Genomic DNA, 23,797 nt, shown 5'->3' with positions numbered 1-23,797 from the left:
CCGGTCAGCGGGGCGGTGGGGGTGGGACGGGGTCTACTCGGCTGGCCAGCCAGCGGCCGTCGACGTTATCGAGGGAGACGCGCAGGATGGTGCGGGTTTGGTGGGGGAAGCCGAGGGTGGCGTCGCTGCGGGTGGACTGGTCTATCGAGACCACCATTTGGGCGTGGTCGGGGTCGGCGGTGTCGGTGCGGCACTCGACGGCGACCGCTTCCGAATGGGTGTGCGCCGTCTCGGCGTGGGCGCGGCGGTCGGCGCTGGAGTTCGCGAACTGGTCGTGGAATTGGCCGGTGGACCGGTCGAGCACGCGGCGGTCGTAGTCCTCGTAGTTGGTGAAGTCGTAGGTCGTGAGCTGCCAGCCGAAATCGCAGGCCGCCTGGGTCAGTGGGTCGGTCGGTGCGGCGGCCGCCGGAGCGGACGCCAGGGCGGCCAGTCCGACAGCCGCGGTGGGCAACGCGAATGCGAACTGCCGCAGCCTGGTCCGAGACATGGTTCACCCCTCGTAGGTCGACGATATGTGCGGAAGGTCCGTGTCCCCGCCCCGGCCGGCGCGCGATGCCGAGCCGTCGCGCACGCCGTGACACGTCCTCTGTCAACAGTTGCCCACGCACCCGCCGCCCAAACCCGCCCGTGGTGCTCACCACCCGGGTGACGGCCGTCCCATTTGCGACATCCCGCCGAAAAGGGCAGGACCGATAACCAGTAGGCTGCCAACGTGAGTCTTGTTCTGCTACCCGCCGTCGATGTCGCCAATGGTGAGGCCGTCCGCCTGGTCCAGGGGGAGGCCGGCAGCGAAACCAGCTACGGCGCGCCGCGCGACGCCGCGCTCGCCTGGCAGGAGGCCGGCGCCGAATGGGTGCATCTGGTCGATCTGGACGCCGCCTTCGGCCGCGGCTCCAACCGCGACCTGCTGGCCGAGGTGGTCGGCGAACTGGACGTGAAGGTCGAACTGTCCGGCGGCATCCGCGACGACGAGTCGCTGAAGGCGGCGCTGGCCACCGGCTGCGCCCGGGTCAACCTCGGCACCGCGGCCCTCGAGGATCCGCAGTGGTGCGCCCGCGCGATTGCCGAGTACGGGGACAAGATCGCCGTCGGCCTGGATGTGCGCCTCATCGACGGCGACTACCGGCTGCGCGGCCGCGGCTGGGTCAGCGACGGCGGCGACCTGTGGGAGGTGCTCGAGCGCCTCGAGCGCGACGGCTGCTCGCGCTACGTCGTCACCGACGTCACCAAGGACGGCACCCTCACCGGCCCGAATCTGGCGCTGCTGCGCGAGGTCACCAACGCCACCGACGCCCCGGTGATCGCCTCCGGCGGCGTGTCCACCCTCGACGATCTGCGCGCCATCGCGGGTCTGGTGCCCGAGGGCGTGGAGGGCGCGATCGTCGGAAAGGCCCTGTACGCCGGGCGATTCACGCTGCCCGACGCGTTGGCCGCGGTGCGCTGAGGTCATGGCTGCCGGAGATCTGAACGCGCTGCTCGCCGTCGCGGGCGAGATATTGGACTCCGCCGCACCGCGTTTCGTCGAGGGTATCGGCGCGCCCAGCGCGGTGCAGAAGGGCCGCGGCGACTTCGCCACCGCGCTCGATCTCGAACTCGAGCGCACGCTGTCGGAGCACCTGCGCGAACGCACGGGAATCCCGGTGCACGGCGAGGAATTCGGCGGTCCCGAGCTCACCTCCGGCACGGCCTGGGTGCTCGACCCGATCGACGGCACCTTCAATTACTCGGCCGCACACCCGCTGTCGGGAATGCTGCTGGCCCTCGTCGACGACGGCGCCCCCGTCCTCGGCCTGACCTGGCTGCCGCTGCTGGGCCGCCGCTACGCCGCCGCGGCCGGGGGCCCGGTGTTCCTCGACGGAAAACCGTTGCCGCCGTTGCCCTCCGCCAAGCTGTCCGACGTCATGATCGGCTTCGGCGCCTTCAACATCGACAGCCACGGCCGCATCCCGGGCCGGTTCCGCTTCGACCTGCTCGGCGCGCTGAGCCGGCTGTCGGGGCGGGTCCGCATGCACGGCTCCACCGGAATCGACCTGGCGTTCACCGCCTCCGGGGTGCTGGGCGGCGCCATCGTGTTCGGTCATCACCCGTGGGACAACGCGGCCGGGGTGGCGCTGGTGCGGGCCGCCGGGGGAGTGGTGACCGACCTGCACGGCGAACCCTGGACGCTGGCCTCGAAATCGGTGCTGGCCGCCGCGCCGGGAGTGCACGAGGAACTGCTGGAGATGATCGATAGCGCGGTGGACCGCCACACAGGAGAGATGACGCAATGACCCTGGCCGTACGCGTGATTCCGTGCCTGGATGTCGACGCCGGCCGCGTCGTGAAGGGCGTGAATTTCGACAATCTGCGCGATGCCGGCGATCCGGTGGAGCTGGCCGCCGCCTACGACGCCCAGGGCGCCGACGAGCTGACCTTCCTCGACGTCACCGCCTCCACCGGCGACCGCGGCACCATGATCGACGTGGTGACCCGCACCGCCGAGCAGATCTTCATCCCGCTCACCGTGGGCGGCGGCGTGCGCACGGTCGAGGACGTCGATCGGCTCCTGCGCGCGGGTGCGGACAAGGTGTCGGTCAACACCGCCGCCATCGCCAATCCGGAGATCCTGCGGGAGATGTCGGAGCGGTTCGGCTCCCAGTGCATCGTGCTGTCGGTCGATGCGCGGCTGGTGCCCGACGGCAATCCGCCGACCCCGTCCGGCTGGGAGGTCACCACGCACGGCGGCAAGCGCAGCACCGGTATCGATGCGATCGAATGGGCCGTGCGCGGCGCCGAACTGGGTGTCGGGGAGATCCTGCTGAACTCGATGGACGCCGACGGCACCAAGGGCGGCTTCGATCTGCCCATGATCGACGCGGTCCGCAAGGCGGTCTCGGTGCCGATCATCGCCAGCGGCGGTGCGGGCACGGTCGAGCACTTCGCCCCCGCGGTCAAAACCGGTGCGGACGCGGTGCTGGCCGCGAGCGTGTTCCACTTCGGCGACCTGACCATCCCGCAGGTCAAGGACGCCATGCGCGCCGAAGGTATCGTCGTACGGTGACCACGAGTTTGGACCCGGCCATCGCCGCCCGCCTCAAGCGCAACGAGGCGGGGCTGGTGGCCGCCATCGCCCAGGAGCGCGGCACCGGCGATGTGCTGATGATGGCGTGGATGGACGACGAGGCGCTGGCGCGCACCCTGGCCACCCGCAAGGCCACCTATTTCTCCCGTTCCCGCCAGCAGTACTGGGTCAAGGGCGAGACCTCCGGCCACACCCAATACGTGCACGAGGTCCGGTTGGATTGCGACGGCGACACCGTGCTGCTGATCGTCGACCAGCAGGGGGCGGCCTGTCACACCGGCACCCACACCTGCTGGGACGGCGACGTGCTGCTCAGCGACTAGTCGGTCATGGAATCGGCGGGTGGAGTCGGCCTACCACTCGACCGCCCGATACCCCGTTCCATCCCCGCATCGAGCTGCCGCACCAGCGCCTGGCCCAGCTCGAGCAGCTGCCGGGTCTGATTGGCGTCCAGTCCGTCGAAGACCAGACCGCGCACCGCGTCGAGATAGCCGGGAGTGGCCTCCTCGACCTTGCGGTATCCGGCATCGGTGAGCACGGCATGGGCGCCGCGGCGCCCGGCCAATACCTCGCGATGGGCCCAGCCGAGTCTTTCCAGCTTGGTCACCACATGCGACAACCGTGATAGCGATGCATTTGCCTTATATGCGAGTTCGCTCAGCTGAAGCCGATGACCCGGCTCTTCCGAGAGCAACGCCATCACGAAGTATTCGAAATGCGTCACGCCGGACTCACGCTGCAGCTGCGTATCCATTGCCGCTGGTAACCGGGTCGTCAGCGCGACAAGGGTCCGCCAAGCTCGCTGTTCGATGGGATTCAGCCACTTCGTCACTTCGCGCCCTCTCTTGCAGCCAAGTGACGTGATGTTCGTTAGCGTTCCTAGTAATTATTGAAACTTCAATTCACAGTCACCTGCGGCTTCAAGTTTGCCATGATTTCGCTCGAGGGTCACGAGTGTTGTGGATGACGTGACATCTATCACGCCTGGTCAGGCGTCCTGATGCTAGGTCGCCGACGGGGTCGGCCCGGTCGGAGGCGGGGTCGGCGCGGCGGGTGCCGGTTGGGCCGCCCGATGTTTGCGGAACCGGCGGCGGACCACCCCGAACACCATCAGGACAAACAGCGCCGCCGCCACGATGGCCGCGATCAGGGTGGCGCCGCGGAACCCGGGCGCATCGACGTCCAGGATCCGTTCACCGGCGTGGGCGGCGTTGTTACCGCCCGCCACGATGGACAGCGTCATGAGATTCGGCAGAGCCGCGGCGACCGCCAGCACCGCCGCGGCGCCCGCGAAGAACCGGCCCGCCCGCTTGCGCCACATCAGCGCGGCGAACAGCAGTAGCAGCAGCGGCACCAGCGTGCAGAGGAATCCCAGCGCCAGCCCGGACCAGATGCCCTTGGCGAAGCTGCCGTGCCCGGACATCTCCGCGATGCGCTGCGCCCACCAGCGCGGGACGAAGGCGGCCACGAGGAAGTAGGCGGCGACCAGCGCCGCGATCACCAGCAGTAGTGCGATGATCCGGTTGCGCCACGTGACGAGCGACGACCGGGTGTCCGACGATTGCTCCGCGTTTCGCGAGGTCATGGAAATAGCGTAGGTGTATCACTACCGAGCGCGGGGTCGTCCGGAGAGGTGTTTCGGATCAGCGGCTTCGCTGCCGCAGGAAACTCAGGGCCGCATCGGCATGATGATTCGCCCGCAGTTCGCCTGAAATCACCTTCAAAACCGTGCGATCGGTGTCGATGACGAAGGTCTGCCGCTTGACCGGCATCAGCTTGCCCAGCAGGCCGCGCTTGACGCCGAACCGCTCGGCGACCGCGCCGTCGGGATCCGACAGCAGTGGATAGCGCAGGCCCTGGTTGTCGGCGAAGCCGGACTGGGTGTCGATCGAATCCATGCTGATCCCGGCGCAGGAGGCCCCCGCCGCGGCGAATTCGGCGGTCAGATCCCGGAAGTGGCAGGCCTCGGCCGTGCAGACCGGGGTATTGGCGGCCGGGTAGAAGAACAGCACCAGCGGCCCGTCCACCAGCAGGGAATCGAGGGAGCGGACGGTGCCCGACTGATCGGGCAGCTCGAACTGGGGAGCGCGCTGGCCTTGCTTCATGACAAGGACAGTACCGGGCGCACGAGGCGCCCGGCACCGGCGAACGCCCGGTCAGGCGCCGATCAGGGCGGCCACTTCCGGGTTCTTGATCTCCATGACGTCGAGGATGCCGTGGGCCTTGAGGAACGGCTTCAGTTCCTTGATGCGGTCGGCGTGCTCGGCGTACTCCTGCGGGAAGTTGTTGCGGTCCAGGCTCTCCAGCGCCTTGACGTAGGTGACGAACGACGCGAGCGCACTCGCCTTGTTCGCCCCGCCCATGGGCTGATTCATGTTCATCATCCGCGGCGGCTGGGTCGGCATGCCGCCCATCGGCTGCGGAGCAGCGTGCCGGGGACCCTCCGGTGACACCGGTTGCGAGGGGTACATCAGTGGTTGGACTCCTCTCGTTATCAGGGATACCGCATGCGACATGGAACATCGCGAGTGTAGTGACGCCGACCACAGGTATTCGCAGCCGGTATGGTTTCGGCTGGCTCGTCCCCCGTGGAAATTCCGGTTGCCGTCCCTGGAATGATGAAGAAATGCACGGCCCCTCATCCGACCGTCCGGGGAACCCCACCACCACGACACGTGCGCAGTTCCGCGCGCTGGCGGCCGAGCACCGTGTGGTGCCGGTGATTCGAAAGGTGTTGGCGGACTCGGAAACTCCGCTGTCGGCCTACCGCAAACTGGCCGCCGATCGGGCGGGCACCTTCCTGCTCGAATCCGCAGAGAACGGGCGGTCCTGGTCGCGCTGGTCGTTCATCGGCGCCGGGAGCCCCACCGCGCTGACCGTCGTGGACGGGCAGGCGACCTGGCTGGGCGCCACCCCGGCCGACGCGCCCTCCGGCGGCGATCCGCTGGCGGCCCTGCGCGACACCCTGCAGTTGCTGCGCACCGAGCGCCTGCCCGGCCTGCCGCCGCTGACCGGCGGGCTGGTCGGCTATTTCGCCTACGACATCGTGCGCCGCCTGGAGCGGCTGCCGGAGCTGGCGATCGACGATCTGCAGCTGCCCGACATGGTGATGATGCTGGCCACCGATCTGGCCGCCTTCGATCACCACGAGGGCGCGATCACCCTGATCGCCAATGCGGTCAACTGGAACGGCACCGACGAGCACGTCGACGAGGCCTACGACGATGCGGTGGCCCGGCTGGACCGCATGACCGCCGCATTGGCCGCGCCCGCCGAATCCACCGTCTCGGTCTTCGACCGCCCCGAGCCGGACTATCGCCGCCGCCGCACCGCCGAGGAGTTCGGCGCGGGTGTGCGCAGGCTGGTGAAGGAGATCGAGGCGGGCGAGGCGTTCCAGGTGGTGCTGTCGCAACGGTTCGAGATGGACTTCGACGGCAGCCCGCTCGACGTGTACCGCATGCTGCGGGCCTCGAATCCGAGCCCGTACATGTATCTGATGCATATCCCGGACGGGAACGGCGGCACCGCGTTCACGATCGTCGGCTCCAGCCCGGAGGCGCTGGTGACGGTGAAGGACGGGATGGCGACGACGCACCCGATCGCGGGCACGCGCTGGCGCGGGGCCACCGACGAGGACGACCTGCTGCTGGAGAAGGATCTGCTGGCCGACGAGAAGGAGAACGCCGAGCATCTGATGCTCGTCGACCTCGGCCGCAACGATCTGGGCCGGGTGTGCCGGCCGGGCACCGTGCGGGTCACCGACTATCGGCACGTCGAGCGCTACAGCCATGTGATGCACCTGGTCTCGACGGTGTCGGGCACCCTGGCGCCGGGCCGGATCGCCCTGGATGCGGTGCAGGCGTGTTTCCCGGCGGGCACGCTGTCGGGGGCCCCGAAGGTGCGCGCGATGGAGCTGATCGAGGAGCTGGAACCGACCCGCCGCGGCGTCTACGCGGGTGTGGTCGGCTATCTCGACTTCGCCGGTGACGCCGACACCGCGATCGCCATCCGCACCGCCGTGCTCAAGGACGGCACCGCCTACGTGCAGGCCGGAGCCGGAATCGTCGCCGACTCCCAGCCCGAGTACGAGGACACCGAATCCCGCAACAAGGCGATGGCCGTCCTCAAGGCCATCGCCGCCGCGCAGACCGTGCGCGCCTTCACCACCGAACCCGACGGTCAGGATTGATGAGCTCCGAAGCCGAATCACCCCGAGGCAAGGCGGCCGAGCCGCGCAAGTATCCGATCGGCGCGGTGGTGCTGCTGGCGGTCGCCGCGGCGGCGCTGTGGGGTTCCTCGCGGATGACGTGGGTGACCCTGCGGTCCTCGGATGGGCTCACCGACCCGCGCACCCATCATCTGAACGGCGGGGTGTGGTTCGGGGCGCTGACACCGCTGGCACTGGTGTTGCTGGCCTCGGTCGCGGCCGTGCTGGCCACCAGAGGGTGGCTGCGCAGGCTGATCGGAGTGGTGGTTGCGCTGGTGGCCGCGGTGGCGGCGGTGCCCGGATTCGCCATGCTCACCCATCGCGGCAACACCGCCGAACGGGCCGCCACGCTGGCCGAACTGCCCGCTCGCGCGCAGGTGGAACAGGTCACCACCGGCTCGCTGCCCGCATTACTGAGCGTGCTCGGCGCGGTGGCGGCCTTCGCGGCGGGCGTGCTGCTGGCCCGCATGCCCGCGACCACGGCGCGGCTGTCGGGCAAATACGACAACCCGGTGTTCCGCCGCGCCGACGCCGCCGAACAGGTGGCCGAGCGGCAGGCGAAAGCCGCGCGGGCGCATCCGGATACGCCGGAGCGGGCGGGCGGTTCCGAGTCGCCGGGACAGTTGTCCGAACGGGTGCTGTGGGATGCCCTCGATGCGGGTGCCGATCCCACCGACGACGAACCGGGCCGCACGTGAATACCACCTCGCATCGATGCGACGCAGAACACCCCGCCGTCGGTGCCTGGAACGTAGCCATTTACTCTTTACCTGCATCGGTGAGACAGCGCCTGGGGGGATTCTCAGGCAGTAAGTCCGTCTCCCCAGAAAGGATTCGAGCCAGATGACGGTACTCGACTCGATTCTCGACGGGGTCCGTGCGGATGTGGCCGCTCGGGAAGCCCTCCTGGATTTCCAGGCCGTCAAGAAGGCTGCCGCCGCGGCGCCGTCGCCGCGCAACGCGCTCGCCGCGCTGCATCAGGACGGCGTCGGAGTCATCGCCGAGGTGAAGCGTGCCAGCCCCTCCAAGGGTTCGCTGGCCGACATCCCCGACCCGGCCAAACTGGCCAAGGCCTACGAGGACGGCGGCGCGCGCATCATCAGCGTGCTCACCGAACAGCGGCGCTTCCACGGCTCGCTCGACGATCTGGACGCCGTGCGCGCGGTCGTCGACGTGCCGATCCTGCGCAAGGACTTCGTCATCGGCCCGTACCAGATCCACGAGGCCCGCGCCCACGGCGCGGACGTGATCCTGCTGATCGTGGCCGCCCTGGAACAGGACGTGCTGTCCTCGCTGATCGATCGCACCGAATCGCTGGGCATGACCGCCCTGGTCGAGGTGCACACCGAGGAGGAGGCCGACCGCGCCCTCGAGGCCGGCGCGTCGGTGATCGGCGTCAACGCCCGCAACCTCAAGACCCTCGAGGTCGATCGCGACGTCTTCGCCCGGATCGCGCCCGGACTGCCCACCGAGATCATCCGGGTCGCCGAATCCGGGATCAACGGCACCGCCGACCTGCTGGCCTACGCCGGTGCCGGTGCGGATGCGGTGCTGGTCGGGGAGACCCTGGTGACCAGCGGCGACCCGCGTGCGGCGGTGTCGGAGCTGGTGACCGCCGGGACGCACCCGTCGTGCCCGCGGCCGCTGCGGCGGGGAGCCGGCCGATGACGCGGGTGCGGGGACCGGAGAGCATCGAGGCACTTCCCCCGGCCAGCGCGGGCATCGCCCAGCGCAGCCACGAGCCCGACGGCGGCGGCCACTTCGGCGTCTACGGCGGCCGCCACGTCCCGGAGGCACTGATGGCGGTGATCGAGGAGGTCACCGCCCAATACGACAAGTGTCGCGTCGATCCGTCCTTCCTCAACGAACTGGACCGGTTGCATCGCGACTACGCGGGCCGCCCCTCGCCCCTGTACGAGGCGACCAAGCTGAGCGACCACGCCGGGGGCGCGCGGATCTTCCTCAAGCGCGAAGACCTCAACCACACCGGCTCGCACAAGATCAACAATGTGCTGGGCCAGGCACTGCTGGCCAAGCGCATGGGCAAGACCCGCGTCATCGCCGAGACCGGTGCCGGTCAGCACGGCGTGGCGACCGCTACCGCCTGCGCCCTGATGGGCCTCGAGTGCGTGATCTACATGGGTGCGGTCGACACGGCGCGGCAGGCGTTGAACGTGGCCCGGATGCGGCTGCTCGGTGCCGAGGTGGTCGCGGTGAAGTCCGGCTCTCAGACCCTCAAGGACGCCATCAACGCGGCGTTCCGCGACTGGGTGACCAATGCCGACAGCACCTATTACTGCTTCGGCACCGCCGCGGGTCCGCATCCGTTCCCCTTGCTGGTCCGCGACTTTCAGCGCGTGATCGGCCTGGAGGCGCGGGCGCAGATCCAGGAGCAGGCGGGCCGCCTGCCCGATGCGGTGACCGCCTGCGTCGGCGGTGGCTCGAACGCCATCGGCATCTTCCACGCGTTCATCGACGATCCGGCGGTGCGCCTGCTCGGGTTCGAGGCGGCGGGCGACGGCGTCGAAACCGGCAGGCACGCCGCGACATTCACCGGCGGCTCGCCGGGCGCGTTCCAGGGCGCCTACTCGTATCTGCTGCAGGACGAGGACGGGCAGACCATCGAATCCCACTCCATCTCGGCGGGATTGGACTATCCGGGTGTCGGGCCCGAGCACGCCTACCTCAAGGACATCGGCCGCGCCGAGTACCGGCCGATCACCGATGCCGAGGCGATGGATGCGCTGCTGCTGCTGTCGCGGGCCGAGGGCATCATCCCGGCCATCGAGTCGGCCCATGCGGTGGCGGGTGCGCTGAAGCTGGGCCGCGAGCTCGGGCCGGGCGCGATCATCGTGGTCAACATCTCCGGTCGCGGCGACAAGGATATGGACACCGCAGCCCGCTGGTTCGGGCTCTACGACGAGGAGCACCAGCAGTGAGTCGGCTTGCCGCCACCTTCGCCGCGTGCCGCGCCGAGGACCGCGCGGCGCTGGTCGGGTATCTGCCGGTCGGCTACCCCGACCTGCCCGCCTCGCTGGACGTGCTGCGGGCGATGGTCGAATCCGGTTGCGACATCGTCGAAATCGGCGTCCCCTACTCGGATCCGACGATGGACGGCCCGACCATCGAGGACGCCGCCGTCCAGGCGCTGCGCCAGGGCACCCGGGTGCGGGACGTGTTCCGCGCCGTGGAGACCGTCGCCGCGGCGGGCGCCGCGCCGGTGGTGATGACGTACTGGAATCCGGTGCTGCGCTACGGCGTCGACGCGTTCGCCCGCGACCTCGCGGCGGCCGGTGGCCTCGGCCTGATCACCCCGGACCTCATCCCGGACGAGGCGTCCGCGTGGTTCGCCGCCTCCGACGCCCACGATCTGGACCGCATCTTCCTGGTGGCGCCGTCGTCCACCGAGGAGCGCCTGGCCAAGACCCTCGATGCCTGCCGCGGTTTCGTGTACGCCGCCTCCACGATGGGTGTGACGGGCGCGCGGGACGCGGTGTCGTCGATGGCCCCGGCGCTGTGCGCCCGCGTCCGCACCCACTCCGATATCCCGATCGGCGTCGGACTCGGCGTACGCAGCGGTGCCCAGGCCGCCGAGATCGCCGCCTACGCCGACGGTGTGATCGTGGGCTCGGCGTTGGTGTCGGCCGCCGCCCAGGGCCTCGATGCCGTGCGCGCCCTGACGGCCGAACTCGCCGAAGGCGTGCGGTCGGCTCCGGTCGCGTCCTGACCGCGCCCGGACCCGACGGCGCGGTCGCGGCCATTTCCGTTACGGTGGGGCCGTGACTTTTCCAGTCCTGGCAGACACTGTTGTTGCGCACGCCGGAGCCTCGTCGGCGGTGCTGGCCTACATTCCGAGCCCGCCGCGCGGCGTGTGGAATATCGGCCCGTTGCCGCTGCGCGCCTACGCGCTGTGCATCATCGTCGGCATCATCGTGGCGATCTGGTGGGGGGAGCGGCGCTGGCAGCAGCGCGGCGGGCAGCAGGGTGCGGTGCTGGACGTCGCCATGTTCGCGGTGCCGTTCGGCCTGATCGGTGGGCGGCTCTATCACGTGGCCACCGACTGGCAGAAGTACTTCGGCGCCGACGGGCATCCGATGAACGCGCTGAAGGTGTGGGAGGGCGGCCTGGGCATCTGGGGCGCGGTGCTGCTCGGCGGCATCGGCGCCTGGATCGGCTGCCGGGTCTATCGAATTCCGTTGCCCGCCTTCGGCGACGCCATCGCCCCGGGCATCCTGCTGGCGCAGGCCATCGGCCGGTTGGGCAACTATTTCAACCAGGAGCTCTACGGCCGCAAGACCGACCTGCCCTGGGGTCTCGAGATCTACCAGCGCTTCGACACCGACGGCAAGCTGGACATGATGAACGGCGTCTCGACCGGACAGGTCCTGACCGTCGTGCAGCCCACCTTCCTGTACGAGATGCTGTGGAATCTGCTCGGCGTGGCGGCGCTGGTGTGGCTGGACAAGCGCTACCGCATCGGCCACGGGCGGCTGTTCGCGCTGTATGTGGCCCTCTACACCTTCGGCCGGTTCTGGGTGGAACTGCTGCGCGACGACGAGGCGACGCATCTGTTCGGCATCCGCATCAACTCCTACACCTCGGCCATCGTGTTCCTGTGCGCCGTGGCCTATTTCGTCCTCGCGACCAAGGGCCGCGAGACCGCCGAGCAGCTGCAGCCCGGCACGGATCGGCCGTGGCCGTGGCAGCTGAGCGCGTTGCGCCGCCGCGGTGAGCAGTCGGCGGAAACCCCTGCGACGCAGACGGACTCGGCCGTGGACTCGGAGCCGGCCGCCACCACGGCCGCATCCGATCCGGGCGTGGGGACCGAATCCTCGGGGGACGAGCCTGCCGATACCGCGGGCTCGACGGATGCGACGGCGAAATCCGCCGAATCCGGCAAGAATTGACGGGTGCGGCCGTGCGGGGGGTGCGCCGCCGCACGGCCACACCGGGGGCGACCGAGGAGGACGTGATGAACGACCCCAATCAGCAGTATCCCGGATACGGTCCCCGGTACGGTCCACCCGGAACCGGACCCGGCATGGAACCGGGTGGCCCCTACGCCGAGCCCCAGGACCAGCCCGCCTACGGGCAGCCCCAGTTCGGTCAGCCGCAGTACGGGCAGCCCGGCGCCTACCCCTCCGCCTATGTCCCGCCCGGCGTGGACCCGGCCGCCCCCTACGGCCGCAACATCTACGGCGAGCCCTACTCCGACAAGTCGAAACTGGTCGCCGGCCTGCTGCAGATCTTCCTCGGCTGGCTCGGCGTGGGCCGCTTCTACCTCGGCCACACCGGAATCGGCGTGGCCCAGGTAGTGGTCACCGTCTTCACCTTCGGCCTCGTCGGCTGGATCTGGGGCGTCATCGACGGCATCCTCATCCTGACCGGCAAGGTCCGCGACCCCAACGGCCTGCCTCTCCAGGAGAATTAGTCCCTCGCTTCGCTCGGGAATGGAGGGGACAGCGCTCGCGAACTGAGGGGACTGCGCTCGCGAACTGAGGGGACAGCGCTCGCGAACTGAGGGGACAGCGCTCGCGAACTGAGGGGACAGCGTTCGAGAACTGAGGGGAGAGGATTCAGGAACCGAGGGCACGAGGCTCGGCGGGCGCGGTCGGGAACGGCACGATTTCGACAAGCATGCACCGCAGACATCTCCCACCATGCCCGAGGCGTCTCTCACGTGCCCGAGGCGTCTCTCTCATGCCCGAGCGAAGCGAGGGCGGGGGACCGACGGGATCGGGAGCGGCGGGTTTTCGACAAGGACGCGCCGGAGGCGTCCCCCGGCATGCCCGAGCGGAGCGAGGGCCGTAGGCTGTTGCGGTTCTGTGTGTCGTGTGCGGGAAGCGCCCGTGCACCGCGGGAGAGGTATACCATTGCGCCGCAAGCTGTTCGCCGCCGTGTTCGCCGTCGCTGCCGCCACCGGGCTACTCACCGCCTGCGGCAGTAGCGATCCGAATGTGCTGAAGGTCGGCACCGAGGGCACGTATGCGCCGTTCAGCTTCCAGGGCACCGACGGCAAGCTCACCGGCTACGACGTCGAGGTCGCGCGGGCGGTCGGCGACAAACTCGGCAAGAGGGTCGAATTCGTGCAGGCCCCGTGGGACGCGATCTTCGCGGGACTGGAGTCCAAGCGCTTCGATCTGGTCGCCAATCAGGTGACCGTCAGCCCGGAGCGGCAGCAGAAGTACGGCATCTCGCAGCCCTACACCGTGTCGCAGGGCGTGATCGTCACCCGCGCCGACGGAGCCTCGCTCACCACCCTGGCCGATCTGAAGGGCAAGACCTGCGCCCAGTCGTCCACCAGCAACTGGAGCAAGGTGGCCTCCGGCGCCGGGTGCAAGGTCGAGGCCGTGGAGGGCTTCGTCCAGGCCGTGCAGCTGCTGAAGGACGGCCGCGTCGACGCCACCGTCAACGACACCCTGGCCGTCGGCGCCTACACCAAACAGCACGGCCAGGGCAGCGTGAAGGTGTCCGGTCAGACCGGCGAGGTCAGCAAGCAGGCCTTCGCCGCCCGCAAGGATTCCGGCGCGCTGATCGATGATGTCAACCGCGCCCTCGACGAACTGCACGCCGACGGCACACTGGCCAAGATCTCGGACAAGTACTTCGGTACCGACGTCAGCAAGTAACGGCGCGGCCGGTAACCTCGCCATCTGGCATGGACTCAACCACCTGGGCGCTGATTCGGCACAACCTCTGGCCGATGCTGGAGGCCACCCTCACCAAGACGCTGCCGCTGACGGCCATCAGCTTCGTCGTCGGCCTGGCGATCGCACTGCTGGTGGCGCTGGCGCGGATGTCGACGATCCGGCCGCTGTCGGCGGCGGCCCGGTTCTACATCTCGATCATCCGCGGCACGCCGCTGCTGGTGCAGCTGTTCATCATCTTCTTCGGGCTCCCGCAGCTGGGCATCGTGTTCGAACCGTTCCCGGCCGCCGTGATCGCCTTCAGCCTCAACGTGGGCGGCTACGCGGCCGAGGTGGTCCGCGCGTCGATCCTGTCGGTGGCGCACGGGCAGTGGGAGGCCGCGCACGCGCTGGGCCTGTCGCCGGTGCAGACGATGGGCTCGATCGTCCTGCCGCAGGCCGCGCGCATCGCGGTGCCGCCGCTGTCGAACACCCTCATCTCGTTGGTGAAAGACACCTCCCTGGCGTCCACGATCATGGTCACTGAACTGTTGCGGGTGGCGCAGACGGCGGCCGCTCCGACGTTCGACTTCTTCTCGCTCTACGGCGTCGCGGCGCTCTACTACTGGGTAATTTGTTTGATACTCGGATTTGCGCAAACCCGCCTGGAAACCCGGCTGGCGCGGCATGTGGCCAGGTGACGCGCATCATGGTTTATCCGATTGATAGCGAAGGGTGTGCCCGCTCAGCACAGCATCGGCGGCAGGACTAGGCTCGAGCCGTGATGCGACGGACAAAGATAGTGTGCACCCTCGGTCCGGCTACCGCCTCCGAGGACCGGATCCGCGAACTTGTCGAAAGCGGCATGGACGTGGCCCGGTTGAATTTCAGCCACGGCGAACACGCCGATCACGCCGAGAACTACCAGAAAGTCAGGAAGGCCGCGGACCAATTGGGCCGCGCCGTAGGCATTCTCGCTGACCTGCAGGGGCCCAAGATTCGGCTCGGCAGGTTCATCGACGGCCGCACCACCTGGGCCACGGGGGAGGAGGTGCGTATCACCGTCGACGATATCGAGGGCACCCACGATCGCGTCTCCACCACCTACAAGCAGCTGGCCGCGGACGCCCGGCCCGGCGACCGCCTGCTGGTCGACGACGGCAACATCGGTCTCACGGTGGTCCGCGTCGACGGTAACGACGTGGTGTGCCGGGTGACCGAGGGCGGCCCGGTCTCCAACAACAAGGGCGTCTCGCTGCCCGGCATGGACGTGTCGGTGCCCGCCCTGTCGGAAAAGGACATCGAAGACCTCGAATTCGCCCTGAAACTGGGCGTCGACTTCATCGCGCTGTCGTTCGTGCGCTCGCCCTCGGACGTGGAGCTGGTGCACGACGTGATGGACCGCGTCGGCCGCCGCGTGCCGGTGATCGGCAAGCTGGAGAAGCCGGAGGCCATCGACAATCTGGAGGCCATCGTGCTGGCCTTCGACGCGATCATGGTGGCCCGCGGCGACCTGGGTGTGGAGCTGCCGCTCGAGCAGGTTCCGCTGGTGCAGAAGCGCGCGATCCAGATGGCCCGCGAGAATGCCAAGCCCGTCATCGTGGCCACCCAGATGCTGGAGTCGATGATCGGCAACTCCCGCCCGACCCGCGCCGAGGCGTCCGACGTCGCCAACGCGGTGCTCGACGGCGCGGACGCGGTGATGCTGTCCGGTGAGACCTCGGTCGGCCAGTACCCGATCGAGGCGGTGCGGACCATGGCCCGCATCGTGCACGCGGTGGAGGCCGAATCCTCCACCCGGGTCCCGCCTTTGACGCATGTGCCGCGGACCAAGCGCGGTGTCATCTCGTATGCGGCCCGCGACATCGGTGAGCGGCTCAATGCCAAGGCGCTGGTGGCGTTCACCCAGTCCGGCGACACCGTGCGGCGGCTGGCCCGCCTGCACACCCCGCTGCCGCTGCTGGCGTTCACCCCGCTGCCGGAGGTGCGCAGCCAGCTCGCGCTGACCTGGGGCACCGAGACGTTCCTGGTGCCGCCGGTGGGCACCACCGACGAGATGATCGGCCAGGTCGACAAGGAACTGCTGTCGCTGAACCGGTATTCCAAGGGCGACCTGGTGGTGATCGTGGCCGGTTCCCCGCCGGGAACCATCGGCTCCACCAACCTCATTCACGTGCACCGCATCGGCGAGGAGGACCACTGAGTTGAGCGCGTCACTGGGCGAATCGGTCGCCACCGGCTCCGGCAGCGGCGATCTCGAGGTGCTGCTCGGGCTGCTCGACCTGGAGGAGGTCGGCCCGGACACCTTCCTGGGTCACCACCCGGAGAAGGTGTGGAGCCGCACCTTCGGCGGCCAGCTGGTCGCGCAGGCGATCGTCGCGGCGGGACGCACGGTGGGACCGGACCGCCCGGTGCACGCGGTCAACGCGCATTTCGTGCGCGGCGGCGATGTGAAGAAGCCGATCGAATACCGGGTGGAACGCCACCGTGACGGCCGTTCGTTCGCCAATCGCACGGTGACCGCCTACCAGGACGATCAGGAGCTGTTCGTCATGCTGGCGGCGTTCCAGGACTGGGCCAAGGGCCTCGAGCACGCCACGCCGCAGCCCCGGGTCCCCGATCCCGAGCAGCTGCCGCGGGTGGAGGAGTCCTTCACCGGCCTCGAGGACCGGCTGCAGATGTTCGTCAAGGCGCCGCATCCGATCGATATGCGCTACACCAACGACCCGGCCTGGATCCTCAAGGGCACCGGTGGCACCCTCGACTACAACCGGGTGTGGATGAAGGCCGACGGTACGCTGCCCGACGACCCGCTGATTCACGTTGCGACGCTGGGTTATTCGTCCGACACCACGGTCCTGGACTCGATCATCACCACGCACGGCCTGTCGTGGGGCTTCGACCGCATCGTGGCCGCGACGGTGAACCACTCCATCTGGTTCCACCGCCCGTTCCGCTTCGACGACTGGGCGCTGTACGCCACGCAGTCCCCGGTGGCCGCGGGCTCACGCGGCCTGGCCATGGGCCATTTCTATTCCCGTTCCGGTGAGCTGCTGGCCACGGTCGTGCAGGAAGGCGTCATCCGCCACTTTCCGTCCCGCTCCTAGATCAACTCCCGATTTTCTTCCAAATCGAAACTTTCGCGGTGGAGGGCGTGGATCGAATACGGCACCGCGTCCTCCGCGGAAATTTCCAGCACCAGCCGCTGTTCCAGGGCGGACAGATTCGCCTGGGTCAGCAACTTCTTGTCGCCGACGAGGCTGAGCGCGATCTCGTAGGTGCGGCGGTCGCCCGGATCGACGCCGGGATGGTCCAGTAGCCATTGCGTTTCGAGCAGGGTGTGGTCCGGCTGATCGGGCTCCACCGGCAGGGTGAAGCGCCACGCGAACACGTCGCGGTCGGCCACGTGTTCGTCGACCACACAGCGCACGGTATCCACGACGCGATCGAGTGTTTCCGGTGTCACATAAACATGGAGCGAAACATCCGAAATGCGTTTCGGCATGTCCTTCAGTCCTGTTCTTGTGTCGAACCATCGGCGGCACTGTCCGCGGGGAGTGTAATCCCTGGATGCCCGAAATGGGGAGGACACATGCGTGTCCTTACACCTTTTGTCGATAACTCAGGCGTGGCGCCCGACATTAGTGATCTTTACATACGATGGCGGCTCGCTGCGCCCGCCCGGCAGCACCACCAAGTGCGGGCGGCCGCGCTCATCGGTGCGCTGTCCCTCGTGAATGTGCAGGGCCAGCAACAGCGGTACCAGGGCCTCGGCGATGCGGTCGCCGACCTCGCAGTACTTTTCGGCCGACAATCCGACCGGATCGGCGATGTTCTCCCGGCCCACCAGCGCCAGATCGTTTCGGGCCCGGTCCATTTCGGCGATGGTGCGGGCGCCGCTGCATTTCGCGATGCGATGCGCCTCGAGCAGGGTGAAGGCGCGTGAGGCCGCCGCGGGCACCAATTTCACGATCTCGTCGCGAATCTGCTCGGTCATGGCCAGCATCAGATCGGCTCGCTCGATCATCTCGGGCTTGAGTTTGCGTGCCTTGAAGTTGCCCGCATCCGCGCCGAGCCCGGTGATGGTCTGCGCCGCAAGGGGTTCCACGCCGAATCCGACGAGCGCGCGGGTGCCGGCGCTCTCGGCGGTCAGATCCGCCAGTCCGTGTTCGGCCGCCAGGGCGCGGGTCAGGCGCTCGGCAATCACCGACCTGCAAACATTGCCGGTGCAGACGAACAGGACGTGCATGGCAGTACGGTATGTCGCTGCCGATCGATCCAGAAGGACGAAAAGCCTCCTCACGCCCTTATTTGGTCAGATGTTCATCTTTGCGTAGCGAGTCGTGCACCCTCGTTAGCCCGATGGTCGCCGTACGGAGTAGATCGCTTGTTCCCAACAATTTTCATCCGGAATCGTCCGGATAGTAGGCAGTTTCGTCGACCACCGGCGCGAGCTTCGGATCCGTTCGGCGGATCCGGCCGCGGGTGGAGAACAGCCTGCCTCGGGAGGCGACGGTGGGCGCGAAGCGGCCAGTCCGGTGGGGGAGTCCATATCGTCGTACATGGCTTCGATGCCGCCGCGGGCGAAGTAGGCCTCGTGCCAGAAGCCCGTGCCGCCGGAGTCGCGCAGAAATTGCTGCCACCATTCGCGATGGGGCGCAGAGCGGGTCCAGCGTATAGATGACGACCAGGTCCGGATAACCGGACAGGTCGGCCGTCAGCCGGTTCACCCGCATGATCGCGACCTCCACTCGGTCCCCTGTGCGGAACTGCGAGGGAGGGGCCGCGACGGTTCGATCGCGCGGCTCGTGCTCAGCGCAAGACGTCGACGACGATGCGGGTGGCGTCGGCGAGCAGGGCGTTGTCGGCCTGCGCCTGCTGTTCCGATTTGACCGTGAGCAGCGCGATGACCACGGGTTCACCCCGCTCCGTCCAGGCGACGGCGACATCGTTGGCCGAGCCGTAGTCCCCGGTGCCGGTCTTGTCCCCGACGGTCCATCCGGACGGTACTCCGGCCCGAATCCGTTGCCCGCCCGTGGTATTCGCGAGCAGCCAGGACTTCAGCCGCTCCCGTTCCGGCGCACCCAGCACCTCGCCGACGACCAGCGCCCGATAGTCGGCCGCAATGGCGGCGGGGGTCGTGGTATCGCGCTCATCGCCCGGGATCGAGGTATTCAACTCGGTCTCCCACCGGTCCGACCGGGTCACCGAATCCCCGATCGAGCGCAGAAACGACGTCAACGCCGACGGCCCACCGAGCAGCTTCAGCAGCTGATTGCCCGCGGTGTTGTCGCTTTTGGTGATCGCCGCCTCGCACAGCTCCCCAACGCTCATCCCGCTGTCCACCCGCGTCTCGGTCACGGGCGAATATGCCACGAGATCTTCTTTCGTGTAATGCACAACCTGGTCGAAGTACCCACTTGCGAGCGAATGCTCCCGCAACAACCCACCGCACACCAACGTCTTGAACGTCGACTCGAACGCAAACCGCTCGTCCCCGCGATAGGCCACCTGCTTCCCCTGTGAATCCACCGCGAAAACCCCGACCCGAGCCCCATACTTCCGCTCCAGCTCGGCAAACCGCTCCTGGCCGGACGCCTGAGCAGTACTCGTCGCCGCGGCCGCCTCGTCACCCGCCTTCCCGGCATCGCCCCCCGAACACCCGGCCAGCACGAGCCCCGCCACCACGGCCATCACCGCACGCCACCGCACCCGCAACCTCCGCTCCACGATCCGCCGAAACGCCACCACCATTCCATATCGACGGACGCACCCAGTCCGCGGCCGAGGAAGGGGCCAATCCGACCAACCCGGTGACAGGCAAGTGGTTACTTGCCTATAGTGAGGGGGTGAGCGAAGAAACCGACTCGGGCGAGGTGTTCAAGGCGCTGGCCGAGGCCACGCGCCGAGTTATCCTCGACGAACTTGCCGAGCGTGACGGCCAAACGCTGTTCGAATTGTGCGGTCGGCTGACGATGCGGCATCGGATGTCGTCCACGCGGCAGGCCATCTCCCAGCATCTGGAGGTGCTCGCCGCCGCCGGCCTGGTGACCACGCGCCGGGAAGGCCGGTACAAGTTCCATTATCTGAACCGAGAACCGTTGCGGAATCTCACCGATCGCTGGTTGAAGGAGTAGAACATGCGTATCAACGTGACCAGTGTGCTCGTCGATGATCAGGCCAAGGCATTGCGCTTCTATACCGAGGTCCTGGGCTTCGTGAAGAAGACCGACGTCCCGGTCGGTGAGTACAAATGGCTCACCGTCGTGTCACCGCAGGACCCCGACGGTGTCGAACTGCTGCTGGAACCCGACGGCCACCCCGCGGCGCGCCCGTTCAAGCAGGCCCTGGTGGAGGACGGCATCCCGTACACCTCCTTCGCCGTCGACGATATCCAGGCCGAATACGACCGGCTGCGCGAGTTGGGTGTGCACTTCACCCAGCCCCCGGTCGATCACGGCACCGTCACCACCGCCGTCCTCGACGACACCTGCGGCAACCTCATCCAGATCGCCCAGCACAAGGCCTGACCGTCACCGCCAGGCCCGAATCCACAGCGGTCGCTAGGGTGAAGGTCGAGTGGGTCGAACGTGCCCGTTGCCCGGGGCGCTGGAATCGGTTGGAGGTCAAGGATGTTCACGGTCCATCACGACGGTGTGACGATTCCGGTGTCTCGGGGCGGCAGGGGCCGGCCGCTGGTCCTGTGCCCCGGGATGAACACGACACAGGCCGAAATGCACGAGCTGATCGAGCTGCTGCGGCGCGACTTCGACGTGATGACCTTCGACCACCGGGGCCATGGCCTCTCCTCGGCCGCGGACCGGTACAGCTTCGAGGCATTCCGCGGCGATCTCGCGGCCGTGATGGCCGAGGTGGGACGCCTCGACCTGCCCTCGCAGCCCGTGCTCGTGGGCTACTCGCTGGGCGCCGACCTGGCCCTGCACTATGCCGCCGACTATCCCGACACCATCGCCGAACTCGTGATCATCGACGGGGCGACCCCGGTGCCCGAACCGTTCATCACCGAGATCGACCTGCCGGAGTTCCGCGCCATGTGGGAGGACTTGGCAGCAGAGTTCGAGGCGGCCAAGGGCACCCCGCGTCAGGTGTTGCTCACCGCACAGGAAATCCTCGACCTGAACCTCGAGCTGGATGTCATCCGGTCCGGACGCACTGTCGAGCTGGATGTGGTCGGACCCGGCAGCCTCGACCGGTACCGAAAGATCGACCACCCCATCACGATGATCATGTCGACCACGATGGCCGGCGACAGCAACGAAGGACGCATCCCACGCCACAATCAGCTCTGGCGCACCGGCATCGACCGGCTCGTCCGCGAGCACCCACACATCGCCGTGTCCTGGCTCGACGCCGACCACGGCCTGGTCTTCACCCACGCCCCGGACATCGCCCGGATCATCCGAACCGCACAAGCCTGACGTCAACTAGAAGGCCTTGCGCCCCAGGCCTTTCGGCATACCGCCACGGAGCATCCATCTACCGTTCACCGTGGCCTACTGGTCGAGCAACACCCTGAAGTCGACGGTATTCCACCGTTCCGGCCGCATGTGGATCGCGACGTTGCCGGACGCGGTCTTCTCTGTCGCGTTCACGTAGTCGGTGGCGCGGTCCGGTCCCATGTAACGTGCGGCCATGTCGTAGCCCTCCTGCTTGGAGGCCGGCCTGATCTCGGTCACCGGACCCTCCACTGACACGTATCGGTAGTCGTCGACAACGGCCACCTGCACGCACAACGCGAACCGGCCGGCCTCCTCGATGAGCCGGACCTTGCGCAGACCGGCGGGCGTGATCACCTTGACCAGTCCGCCCGGCTGGTACTCGTACCAGACCGGGGTGGTCAGCGGCGCGCGTTCCGGTTCGGCCGTGACGCTCAGGACTCCGACATACGGTTCTGCGAGGAAGGCCTCTCGTTCCTCTCGAGTCATCGGACGCATAGCCGACAGACTAGCTAGGTCCGATGTCAAGCTTCCGGTGAAGCCAAAACGTACCTGGCGTGTATCGGCGAGCCGAAGGGTGGGAAGACCGGTGACGATGCCTTCTTCGAACGCCTGGAGGAGGCGTGGAAGCTGGAAGCCTCAGACGCCCAACATGTTTCGTGGTGGAATCTCGGTGACGTTGCACAAGCCTGGGTGCGACTGTAGTCCACCAATAAGAAGGCTGTGTACCGAGCCACTCGGCGTGCGACAGCGGGGGATCTTGTCGATGAGGGTTTCCTCGAGGAGCGTCGCGTCCGAGGTGCCGTGCACGTCGAGCTCGGGAGTAGCTCGCAGAAACACCATCTACCTGGTGCCGAGTGTGGGACTCGAACCCACACGTCCGTGAGGACAACGGTTTTTGAGACCGTCGCGTCTGCCAGTTCCGCCAACTCGGCGCACCGGGGGGAAATGATAGCGGGTGTGTGGGGCGGGACCTAATTGCGGTGGGGTCGCGGGGGGACGAGGTGCTGTCAAGGGGGGTCTACGGGTCGGTGCGGGTGAGGACGGGGTGTGTGGTGGTTCGGTGGCGCGGCCCGCCGACGTCACCCCTGAACGGGGGGTTCCGGGGCGGATTGTTTGCCGATTAAATCGGAGTCCTCGAAGCCTCCGAGAGCGAGATCTCGGAGGGGCGCCCCGGCCGCCACAAGTGGTTCCGGGGCCGCGGACGGTAGGACCAAGGGGAGCCGATGACGTCGTCGACCGCCACTTTCGCGCTGAGCGCGGAAGAGCTGAAGTTATTTCATGAGCAGGGGTATATCGGGCCCTTCGACCTGTACGAACCCGATGATATGGAGCGGAAACTGCGGGCCCTGCGCCCGAAGCTGCTCAACACGAAGAACGCCATCTACAGCGAAAAGAACGCCGTCTCCGGCGTGACCAACCTGGCGAACTACGACCGGCACCTGGATATCGACTTCCTCGCCGAGCACATCACCCGTCCGGAGATCGTGGACCGGGTCTCCAGCATCCTGGGGCCGGACACGCTGTGCTGGCGTACCGAGTTCTTCCCCAAGTATCCGGGGGACGAGGGCACCGACTGGCATCAGGCCGACAACTTCTCGAATGTGGCCGGATCGAAGTATCCGCAGATAGTGTGGCCGGAGGATGCGGAGTTCGGTGGCACGATCACCGTGTGGACCGCCTTCACGGAGGCCACCGTGGAAAATGGCTGCCTGCAGTTCATTCCGGGTTCGCACAAGACCATGAACTATGATGAGTCGAAGGTCATGGAATACAACCTGGACGCCATCAACAGTATGGAGAAGAACGGCGTCAAGCGCGGGTTCTTCGGCTACGACTACCGGCAGCTGCAAAAGGACCCCAATTGGTCTCCGGATGAGTCCAAGGCGGTGTCGCAAGTGATGCGGCAGGGCCAGTTCATCATCTTCTGGTCTACGCTGATGCACGCATCGCACCCGCACAGTGGGGCCACCGATCAGATGCGCCTCGGATTCGCCGCCCGTTATCTGCCCACCTCCGTGCGGGTGTACCCGTATTCGGAAGGTTTGGAGGAATTCGGCGGCCGGGCCAGCCTGGAACGATTCGGAAATGTGCTCACCTCCGGCACGGACACCTACGGGCACAACCGATTCGCCACCCAGACCGTCAATGGATACAGTTTCCCCGTTCGGCCGGGGGTGAGCGGAGCATGACCGCCCCCGAGGACATCGAACAGTGGGTCCGGCAGACGTGTGCCGATCTCGGCCTGCCGGTGGAGGGGGCCGATGCGGACTTCTTCGCCGCCGGTGGCACCTCACTCACCGCCACCCGGCTGATCGCCCGAGTGGAGGAACGATTCGGTGAGGATGCGCTTCCCCCGGAAGATCTGTACGAGCGCAGCAGCCTGACCGAGATCGCCGCCACCATTGCCGCCAACGTCGGCCGTCTCGACAGCGTCTGAGAGATA

Annotated in this window: 30 protein-coding genes and 1 tRNA gene; 20 read left to right on the top strand and 11 right to left on the bottom strand. The window is 67.7% G+C overall.

Annotated elements, in window-relative coordinates; genetic code table 11:
* Positions 1-4 precede the first annotated feature (4 nt).
* Positions 5-487 (bottom strand): hypothetical protein, encoded by a 483-nt coding sequence (locus IU452_RS16180; RefSeq protein WP_195109888.1) that lies wholly within the window; start codon positions 485-487, stop codon positions 5-7.
* A 225-nt stretch (positions 488-712) separates the two neighbouring features.
* On the opposite strand from IU452_RS16180, the gene priA reads away from it, so the two are divergent.
* From priA to hisI, 4 genes are read left to right on the top strand one after another with little or no spacing between them, the layout of a single operon-like run.
* Positions 713-1,444: a bifunctional 1-(5-phosphoribosyl)-5-((5-phosphoribosylamino)methylideneamino)imidazole-4-carboxamide isomerase/phosphoribosylanthranilate isomerase PriA gene (gene priA / locus IU452_RS16175; protein ID WP_195109887.1), complete on the top strand. Its 732-nt coding sequence runs from the start codon at positions 713-715 to the stop codon at positions 1,442-1,444.
* 4 nt (positions 1,445-1,448) lie between these two features.
* A complete protein-coding gene (locus IU452_RS16170) occupies positions 1,449-2,270 on the top strand; it encodes an inositol monophosphatase family protein (RefSeq protein WP_195109886.1) in 822 nt (273 codons plus the stop codon).
* Complete coding sequence (hisF, locus tag IU452_RS16165; protein ID WP_195109885.1) at positions 2,267-3,040, top strand: imidazole glycerol phosphate synthase subunit HisF; 774 nt, start codon at positions 2,267-2,269, stop codon at positions 3,038-3,040. The genes IU452_RS16170 and hisF overlap by 4 nt, the downstream gene beginning before the upstream one ends.
* Positions 3,037-3,384, top strand: a complete 348-nt coding sequence (gene hisI, locus IU452_RS16160) for a phosphoribosyl-AMP cyclohydrolase (RefSeq protein ID WP_195109884.1) — start codon at positions 3,037-3,039, stop codon at positions 3,382-3,384. The genes hisF and hisI overlap by 4 nt, the downstream gene beginning before the upstream one ends.
* Here the strand turns inward: hisI and IU452_RS16155 are convergent.
* The 4 genes from IU452_RS16155 to IU452_RS16140 form a co-directional block, all read right to left on the bottom strand.
* Positions 3,381-3,893, bottom strand: coding sequence for a MarR family winged helix-turn-helix transcriptional regulator (locus tag IU452_RS16155; protein ID WP_195109883.1), 513 nt, complete (start codon positions 3,891-3,893; stop codon positions 3,381-3,383). The two genes, hisI and IU452_RS16155, sit on opposite strands and share 4 nt — an antisense overlap.
* A 171-nt stretch (positions 3,894-4,064) precedes the next feature.
* Positions 4,065-4,646 carry a permease gene (locus IU452_RS16150; RefSeq protein ID WP_195109882.1) on the bottom strand — a complete coding sequence of 194 codons (582 nt, stop codon included), beginning with the start codon at positions 4,644-4,646 and terminating at the stop codon, positions 4,065-4,067.
* 58 nt (positions 4,647-4,704) lie between these two features.
* Positions 4,705-5,166, bottom strand: a complete 462-nt coding sequence (locus IU452_RS16145; protein WP_195109881.1) for a peroxiredoxin — start codon at positions 5,164-5,166, stop codon at positions 4,705-4,707.
* Positions 5,167-5,217: 51 nt separating this feature from the next.
* Entirely contained in the window at positions 5,218-5,532 is a 315-nt protein-coding gene (locus IU452_RS16140; protein ID WP_195109880.1) for a hypothetical protein, read from the bottom strand.
* A gap of 155 nt (positions 5,533-5,687) precedes the next feature.
* On the opposite strand from IU452_RS16140, the gene IU452_RS16135 reads away from it, so the two are divergent.
* The 11 genes from IU452_RS16135 (at position 5,688) to IU452_RS16085 (ending at position 17,001) form a co-directional block, all read left to right on the top strand.
* Positions 5,688-7,250 carry an anthranilate synthase component I gene (locus IU452_RS16135; protein ID WP_195109879.1) on the top strand — a complete coding sequence of 521 codons (1,563 nt, stop codon included), beginning with the start codon at positions 5,688-5,690 and terminating at the stop codon, positions 7,248-7,250.
* A complete protein-coding gene (locus tag IU452_RS16130) occupies positions 7,250-7,966 on the top strand; it encodes a TIGR02234 family membrane protein (RefSeq protein WP_195109878.1) in 717 nt (238 codons plus the stop codon). Before IU452_RS16135 ends, IU452_RS16130 begins: the two co-directional genes overlap by 1 nt.
* A gap of 145 nt (positions 7,967-8,111) precedes the next feature.
* Entirely contained in the window at positions 8,112-8,936 is an 825-nt protein-coding gene (trpC, locus tag IU452_RS16125) for an indole-3-glycerol phosphate synthase TrpC (RefSeq protein ID WP_195109877.1), read from the top strand.
* Positions 8,933-10,207 carry a tryptophan synthase subunit beta gene (trpB, locus tag IU452_RS16120; RefSeq protein ID WP_195109876.1) on the top strand — a complete coding sequence of 425 codons (1,275 nt, stop codon included), beginning with the start codon at positions 8,933-8,935 and terminating at the stop codon, positions 10,205-10,207. The genes trpC and trpB overlap by 4 nt, the downstream gene beginning before the upstream one ends.
* Positions 10,204-10,995: a tryptophan synthase subunit alpha gene (gene trpA, locus IU452_RS16115; RefSeq protein WP_195109875.1), complete on the top strand. Its 792-nt coding sequence runs from the start codon at positions 10,204-10,206 to the stop codon at positions 10,993-10,995. Before trpB ends, trpA begins: the two co-directional genes overlap by 4 nt.
* Before the next feature lie 52 nt (positions 10,996-11,047).
* Positions 11,048-12,175 (top strand): prolipoprotein diacylglyceryl transferase, encoded by a 1,128-nt coding sequence (lgt, locus tag IU452_RS16110; protein ID WP_195109874.1) that lies wholly within the window; start codon positions 11,048-11,050, stop codon positions 12,173-12,175.
* A 65-nt stretch (positions 12,176-12,240) separates the two neighbouring features.
* Complete coding sequence (locus tag IU452_RS16105; protein WP_195109873.1) at positions 12,241-12,699, top strand: TM2 domain-containing protein; 459 nt, start codon at positions 12,241-12,243, stop codon at positions 12,697-12,699.
* Positions 12,700-13,141: 442 nt separating this feature from the next.
* Positions 13,142-13,897, top strand: a complete 756-nt coding sequence (locus IU452_RS16100; RefSeq protein ID WP_195109872.1) for an amino acid ABC transporter substrate-binding protein — start codon at positions 13,142-13,144, stop codon at positions 13,895-13,897.
* A 29-nt stretch (positions 13,898-13,926) separates the two neighbouring features.
* Positions 13,927-14,595: an amino acid ABC transporter permease gene (locus IU452_RS16095; RefSeq protein WP_195109871.1), complete on the top strand. Its 669-nt coding sequence runs from the start codon at positions 13,927-13,929 to the stop codon at positions 14,593-14,595.
* Positions 14,596-14,675: 80 nt separating this feature from the next.
* Positions 14,676-16,097 carry a pyruvate kinase gene (gene pyk / locus IU452_RS16090; protein WP_195109870.1) on the top strand — a complete coding sequence of 474 codons (1,422 nt, stop codon included), beginning with the start codon at positions 14,676-14,678 and terminating at the stop codon, positions 16,095-16,097.
* A gap of 1 nt (position 16,098) precedes the next feature.
* A complete protein-coding gene (locus IU452_RS16085; RefSeq protein WP_228817938.1) occupies positions 16,099-17,001 on the top strand; it encodes an acyl-CoA thioesterase in 903 nt (300 codons plus the stop codon).
* Here the strand turns inward: IU452_RS16085 and IU452_RS16080 are convergent.
* The 4 genes from IU452_RS16080 to bla form a co-directional block, all read right to left on the bottom strand.
* The gene (locus IU452_RS16080; RefSeq protein WP_324192653.1) at positions 16,998-17,315 is read right to left on the bottom strand and encodes a hypothetical protein; all 318 of its coding nucleotides are present in this window, start codon (positions 17,313-17,315) and stop codon (positions 16,998-17,000) included. The two genes, IU452_RS16085 and IU452_RS16080, sit on opposite strands and share 4 nt — an antisense overlap.
* Before the next feature lie 201 nt (positions 17,316-17,516).
* The gene (locus IU452_RS16075) at positions 17,517-18,143 is read right to left on the bottom strand and encodes a low molecular weight phosphatase family protein (protein ID WP_195109868.1); all 627 of its coding nucleotides are present in this window, start codon (positions 18,141-18,143) and stop codon (positions 17,517-17,519) included.
* 105 nt (positions 18,144-18,248) lie between these two features.
* Positions 18,249-18,524: a hypothetical protein gene (locus IU452_RS16070; protein ID WP_324192690.1), complete on the bottom strand. Its 276-nt coding sequence runs from the start codon at positions 18,522-18,524 to the stop codon at positions 18,249-18,251.
* Positions 18,525-18,706: 182 nt separating this feature from the next.
* On the bottom strand, positions 18,707-19,588 hold the full coding sequence (bla, locus tag IU452_RS16065; protein WP_195110223.1) for a class A beta-lactamase: 882 nt from the start codon (positions 19,586-19,588) through the stop codon (positions 18,707-18,709).
* A 155-nt stretch (positions 19,589-19,743) separates the two neighbouring features.
* Here bla and IU452_RS16060 point away from each other — a divergent pair, with 155 nt between their 5' ends.
* The 3 genes from IU452_RS16060 to IU452_RS16050 all read left to right on the top strand — a co-directional run bounded on the left by IU452_RS16060 (position 19,744) and on the right by IU452_RS16050 (position 21,333).
* A complete protein-coding gene (locus IU452_RS16060; protein WP_195109867.1) occupies positions 19,744-20,031 on the top strand; it encodes an ArsR/SmtB family transcription factor in 288 nt (95 codons plus the stop codon).
* 3 nt (positions 20,032-20,034) lie between these two features.
* On the top strand, positions 20,035-20,424 hold the full coding sequence (locus tag IU452_RS16055; protein WP_195109866.1) for a VOC family protein: 390 nt from the start codon (positions 20,035-20,037) through the stop codon (positions 20,422-20,424).
* Positions 20,425-20,526: 102 nt separating this feature from the next.
* Positions 20,527-21,333 carry an alpha/beta fold hydrolase gene (locus IU452_RS16050; RefSeq protein ID WP_195109865.1) on the top strand — a complete coding sequence of 269 codons (807 nt, stop codon included), beginning with the start codon at positions 20,527-20,529 and terminating at the stop codon, positions 21,331-21,333.
* A 75-nt stretch (positions 21,334-21,408) separates the two neighbouring features.
* Here IU452_RS16050 and IU452_RS16045 read toward each other — a convergent pair whose 3' ends face one another.
* Positions 21,409-21,849, bottom strand: coding sequence for a pyridoxamine 5'-phosphate oxidase family protein (locus IU452_RS16045; protein WP_195109864.1), 441 nt, complete (start codon positions 21,847-21,849; stop codon positions 21,409-21,411).
* 350 nt (positions 21,850-22,199) lie between these two features.
* A tRNA-Leu gene (locus IU452_RS16040) sits at positions 22,200-22,286 on the bottom strand.
* A gap of 291 nt (positions 22,287-22,577) precedes the next feature.
* Between IU452_RS16040 and IU452_RS16035 the strand changes: the two genes are divergently transcribed.
* Both IU452_RS16035 and IU452_RS16030 read left to right on the top strand, forming a co-directional pair.
* The gene (locus IU452_RS16035) at positions 22,578-23,543 is read left to right on the top strand and encodes a chlorinating enzyme (RefSeq protein WP_195109863.1); all 966 of its coding nucleotides are present in this window, start codon (positions 22,578-22,580) and stop codon (positions 23,541-23,543) included.
* Positions 23,540-23,791: an acyl carrier protein gene (locus IU452_RS16030; protein ID WP_195109862.1), complete on the top strand. Its 252-nt coding sequence runs from the start codon at positions 23,540-23,542 to the stop codon at positions 23,789-23,791. The genes IU452_RS16035 and IU452_RS16030 overlap by 4 nt, the downstream gene beginning before the upstream one ends.
* Positions 23,792-23,797 lie beyond the last annotated feature (6 nt).

Origin of the sequence: Nocardia transvalensis (assembly GCF_015477765.1) — a bacterium.
In the GTDB taxonomy this organism is placed as follows: Bacteria; Actinomycetota; Actinomycetes; order Mycobacteriales; family Mycobacteriaceae; genus Nocardia; species Nocardia transvalensis_A.
This window is presented reverse-complemented; position numbering and strand designations above follow the sequence as displayed.

What these genes read in the sequence shown, in the direction of transcription:
- IU452_RS16180 (WP_195109888.1), bottom strand. Translation starts at nt 487, where the DNA reads ATGTCTCGGACCAGGCTGCGGCAGTTCGCATTCGCGTTGCCCACCGCG.
- IU452_RS16170 (WP_195109886.1), top strand. Translation starts at nt 1,449, where the DNA reads ATGGCTGCCGGAGATCTGAACGCGCTGCTCGCCGTCGCGGGCGAGATA.
- hisF (WP_195109885.1), top strand. Translation starts at nt 2,267, where the DNA reads ATGACCCTGGCCGTACGCGTGATTCCGTGCCTGGATGTCGACGCCGGC.
- IU452_RS16150 (WP_195109882.1), bottom strand. Translation starts at nt 4,646, where the DNA reads ATGACCTCGCGAAACGCGGAGCAATCGTCGGACACCCGGTCGTCGCTC.
- IU452_RS16145 (WP_195109881.1), bottom strand. Translation starts at nt 5,166, where the DNA reads ATGAAGCAAGGCCAGCGCGCTCCCCAGTTCGAGCTGCCCGATCAGTCG.
- IU452_RS16140 (WP_195109880.1), bottom strand. Translation starts at nt 5,532, where the DNA reads ATGTACCCCTCGCAACCGGTGTCACCGGAGGGTCCCCGGCACGCTGCT.
- IU452_RS16135 (WP_195109879.1), top strand. Translation starts at nt 5,688, where the DNA reads ATGCACGGCCCCTCATCCGACCGTCCGGGGAACCCCACCACCACGACA.
- IU452_RS16130 (WP_195109878.1), top strand. Translation starts at nt 7,250, where the DNA reads ATGAGCTCCGAAGCCGAATCACCCCGAGGCAAGGCGGCCGAGCCGCGC.
- trpC (WP_195109877.1), top strand. Translation starts at nt 8,112, where the DNA reads ATGACGGTACTCGACTCGATTCTCGACGGGGTCCGTGCGGATGTGGCC.
- trpB (WP_195109876.1), top strand. Translation starts at nt 8,933, where the DNA reads ATGACGCGGGTGCGGGGACCGGAGAGCATCGAGGCACTTCCCCCGGCC.
- IU452_RS16105 (WP_195109873.1), top strand. Translation starts at nt 12,241, where the DNA reads ATGAACGACCCCAATCAGCAGTATCCCGGATACGGTCCCCGGTACGGT.
- IU452_RS16095 (WP_195109871.1), top strand. Translation starts at nt 13,927, where the DNA reads ATGGACTCAACCACCTGGGCGCTGATTCGGCACAACCTCTGGCCGATG.
- IU452_RS16075 (WP_195109868.1), bottom strand. Translation starts at nt 18,143, where the DNA reads ATGCACGTCCTGTTCGTCTGCACCGGCAATGTTTGCAGGTCGGTGATT.
- bla (WP_195110223.1), bottom strand. Translation starts at nt 19,588, where the DNA reads ATGGCCGTGGTGGCGGGGCTCGTGCTGGCCGGGTGTTCGGGGGGCGAT.
- IU452_RS16055 (WP_195109866.1), top strand. Translation starts at nt 20,035, where the DNA reads ATGCGTATCAACGTGACCAGTGTGCTCGTCGATGATCAGGCCAAGGCA.
- IU452_RS16050 (WP_195109865.1), top strand. Translation starts at nt 20,527, where the DNA reads ATGTTCACGGTCCATCACGACGGTGTGACGATTCCGGTGTCTCGGGGC.
- IU452_RS16045 (WP_195109864.1), bottom strand. Translation starts at nt 21,849, where the DNA reads ATGCGTCCGATGACTCGAGAGGAACGAGAGGCCTTCCTCGCAGAACCG.
- IU452_RS16035 (WP_195109863.1), top strand. Translation starts at nt 22,578, where the DNA reads ATGACGTCGTCGACCGCCACTTTCGCGCTGAGCGCGGAAGAGCTGAAG.
- IU452_RS16030 (WP_195109862.1), top strand. Translation starts at nt 23,540, where the DNA reads ATGACCGCCCCCGAGGACATCGAACAGTGGGTCCGGCAGACGTGTGCC.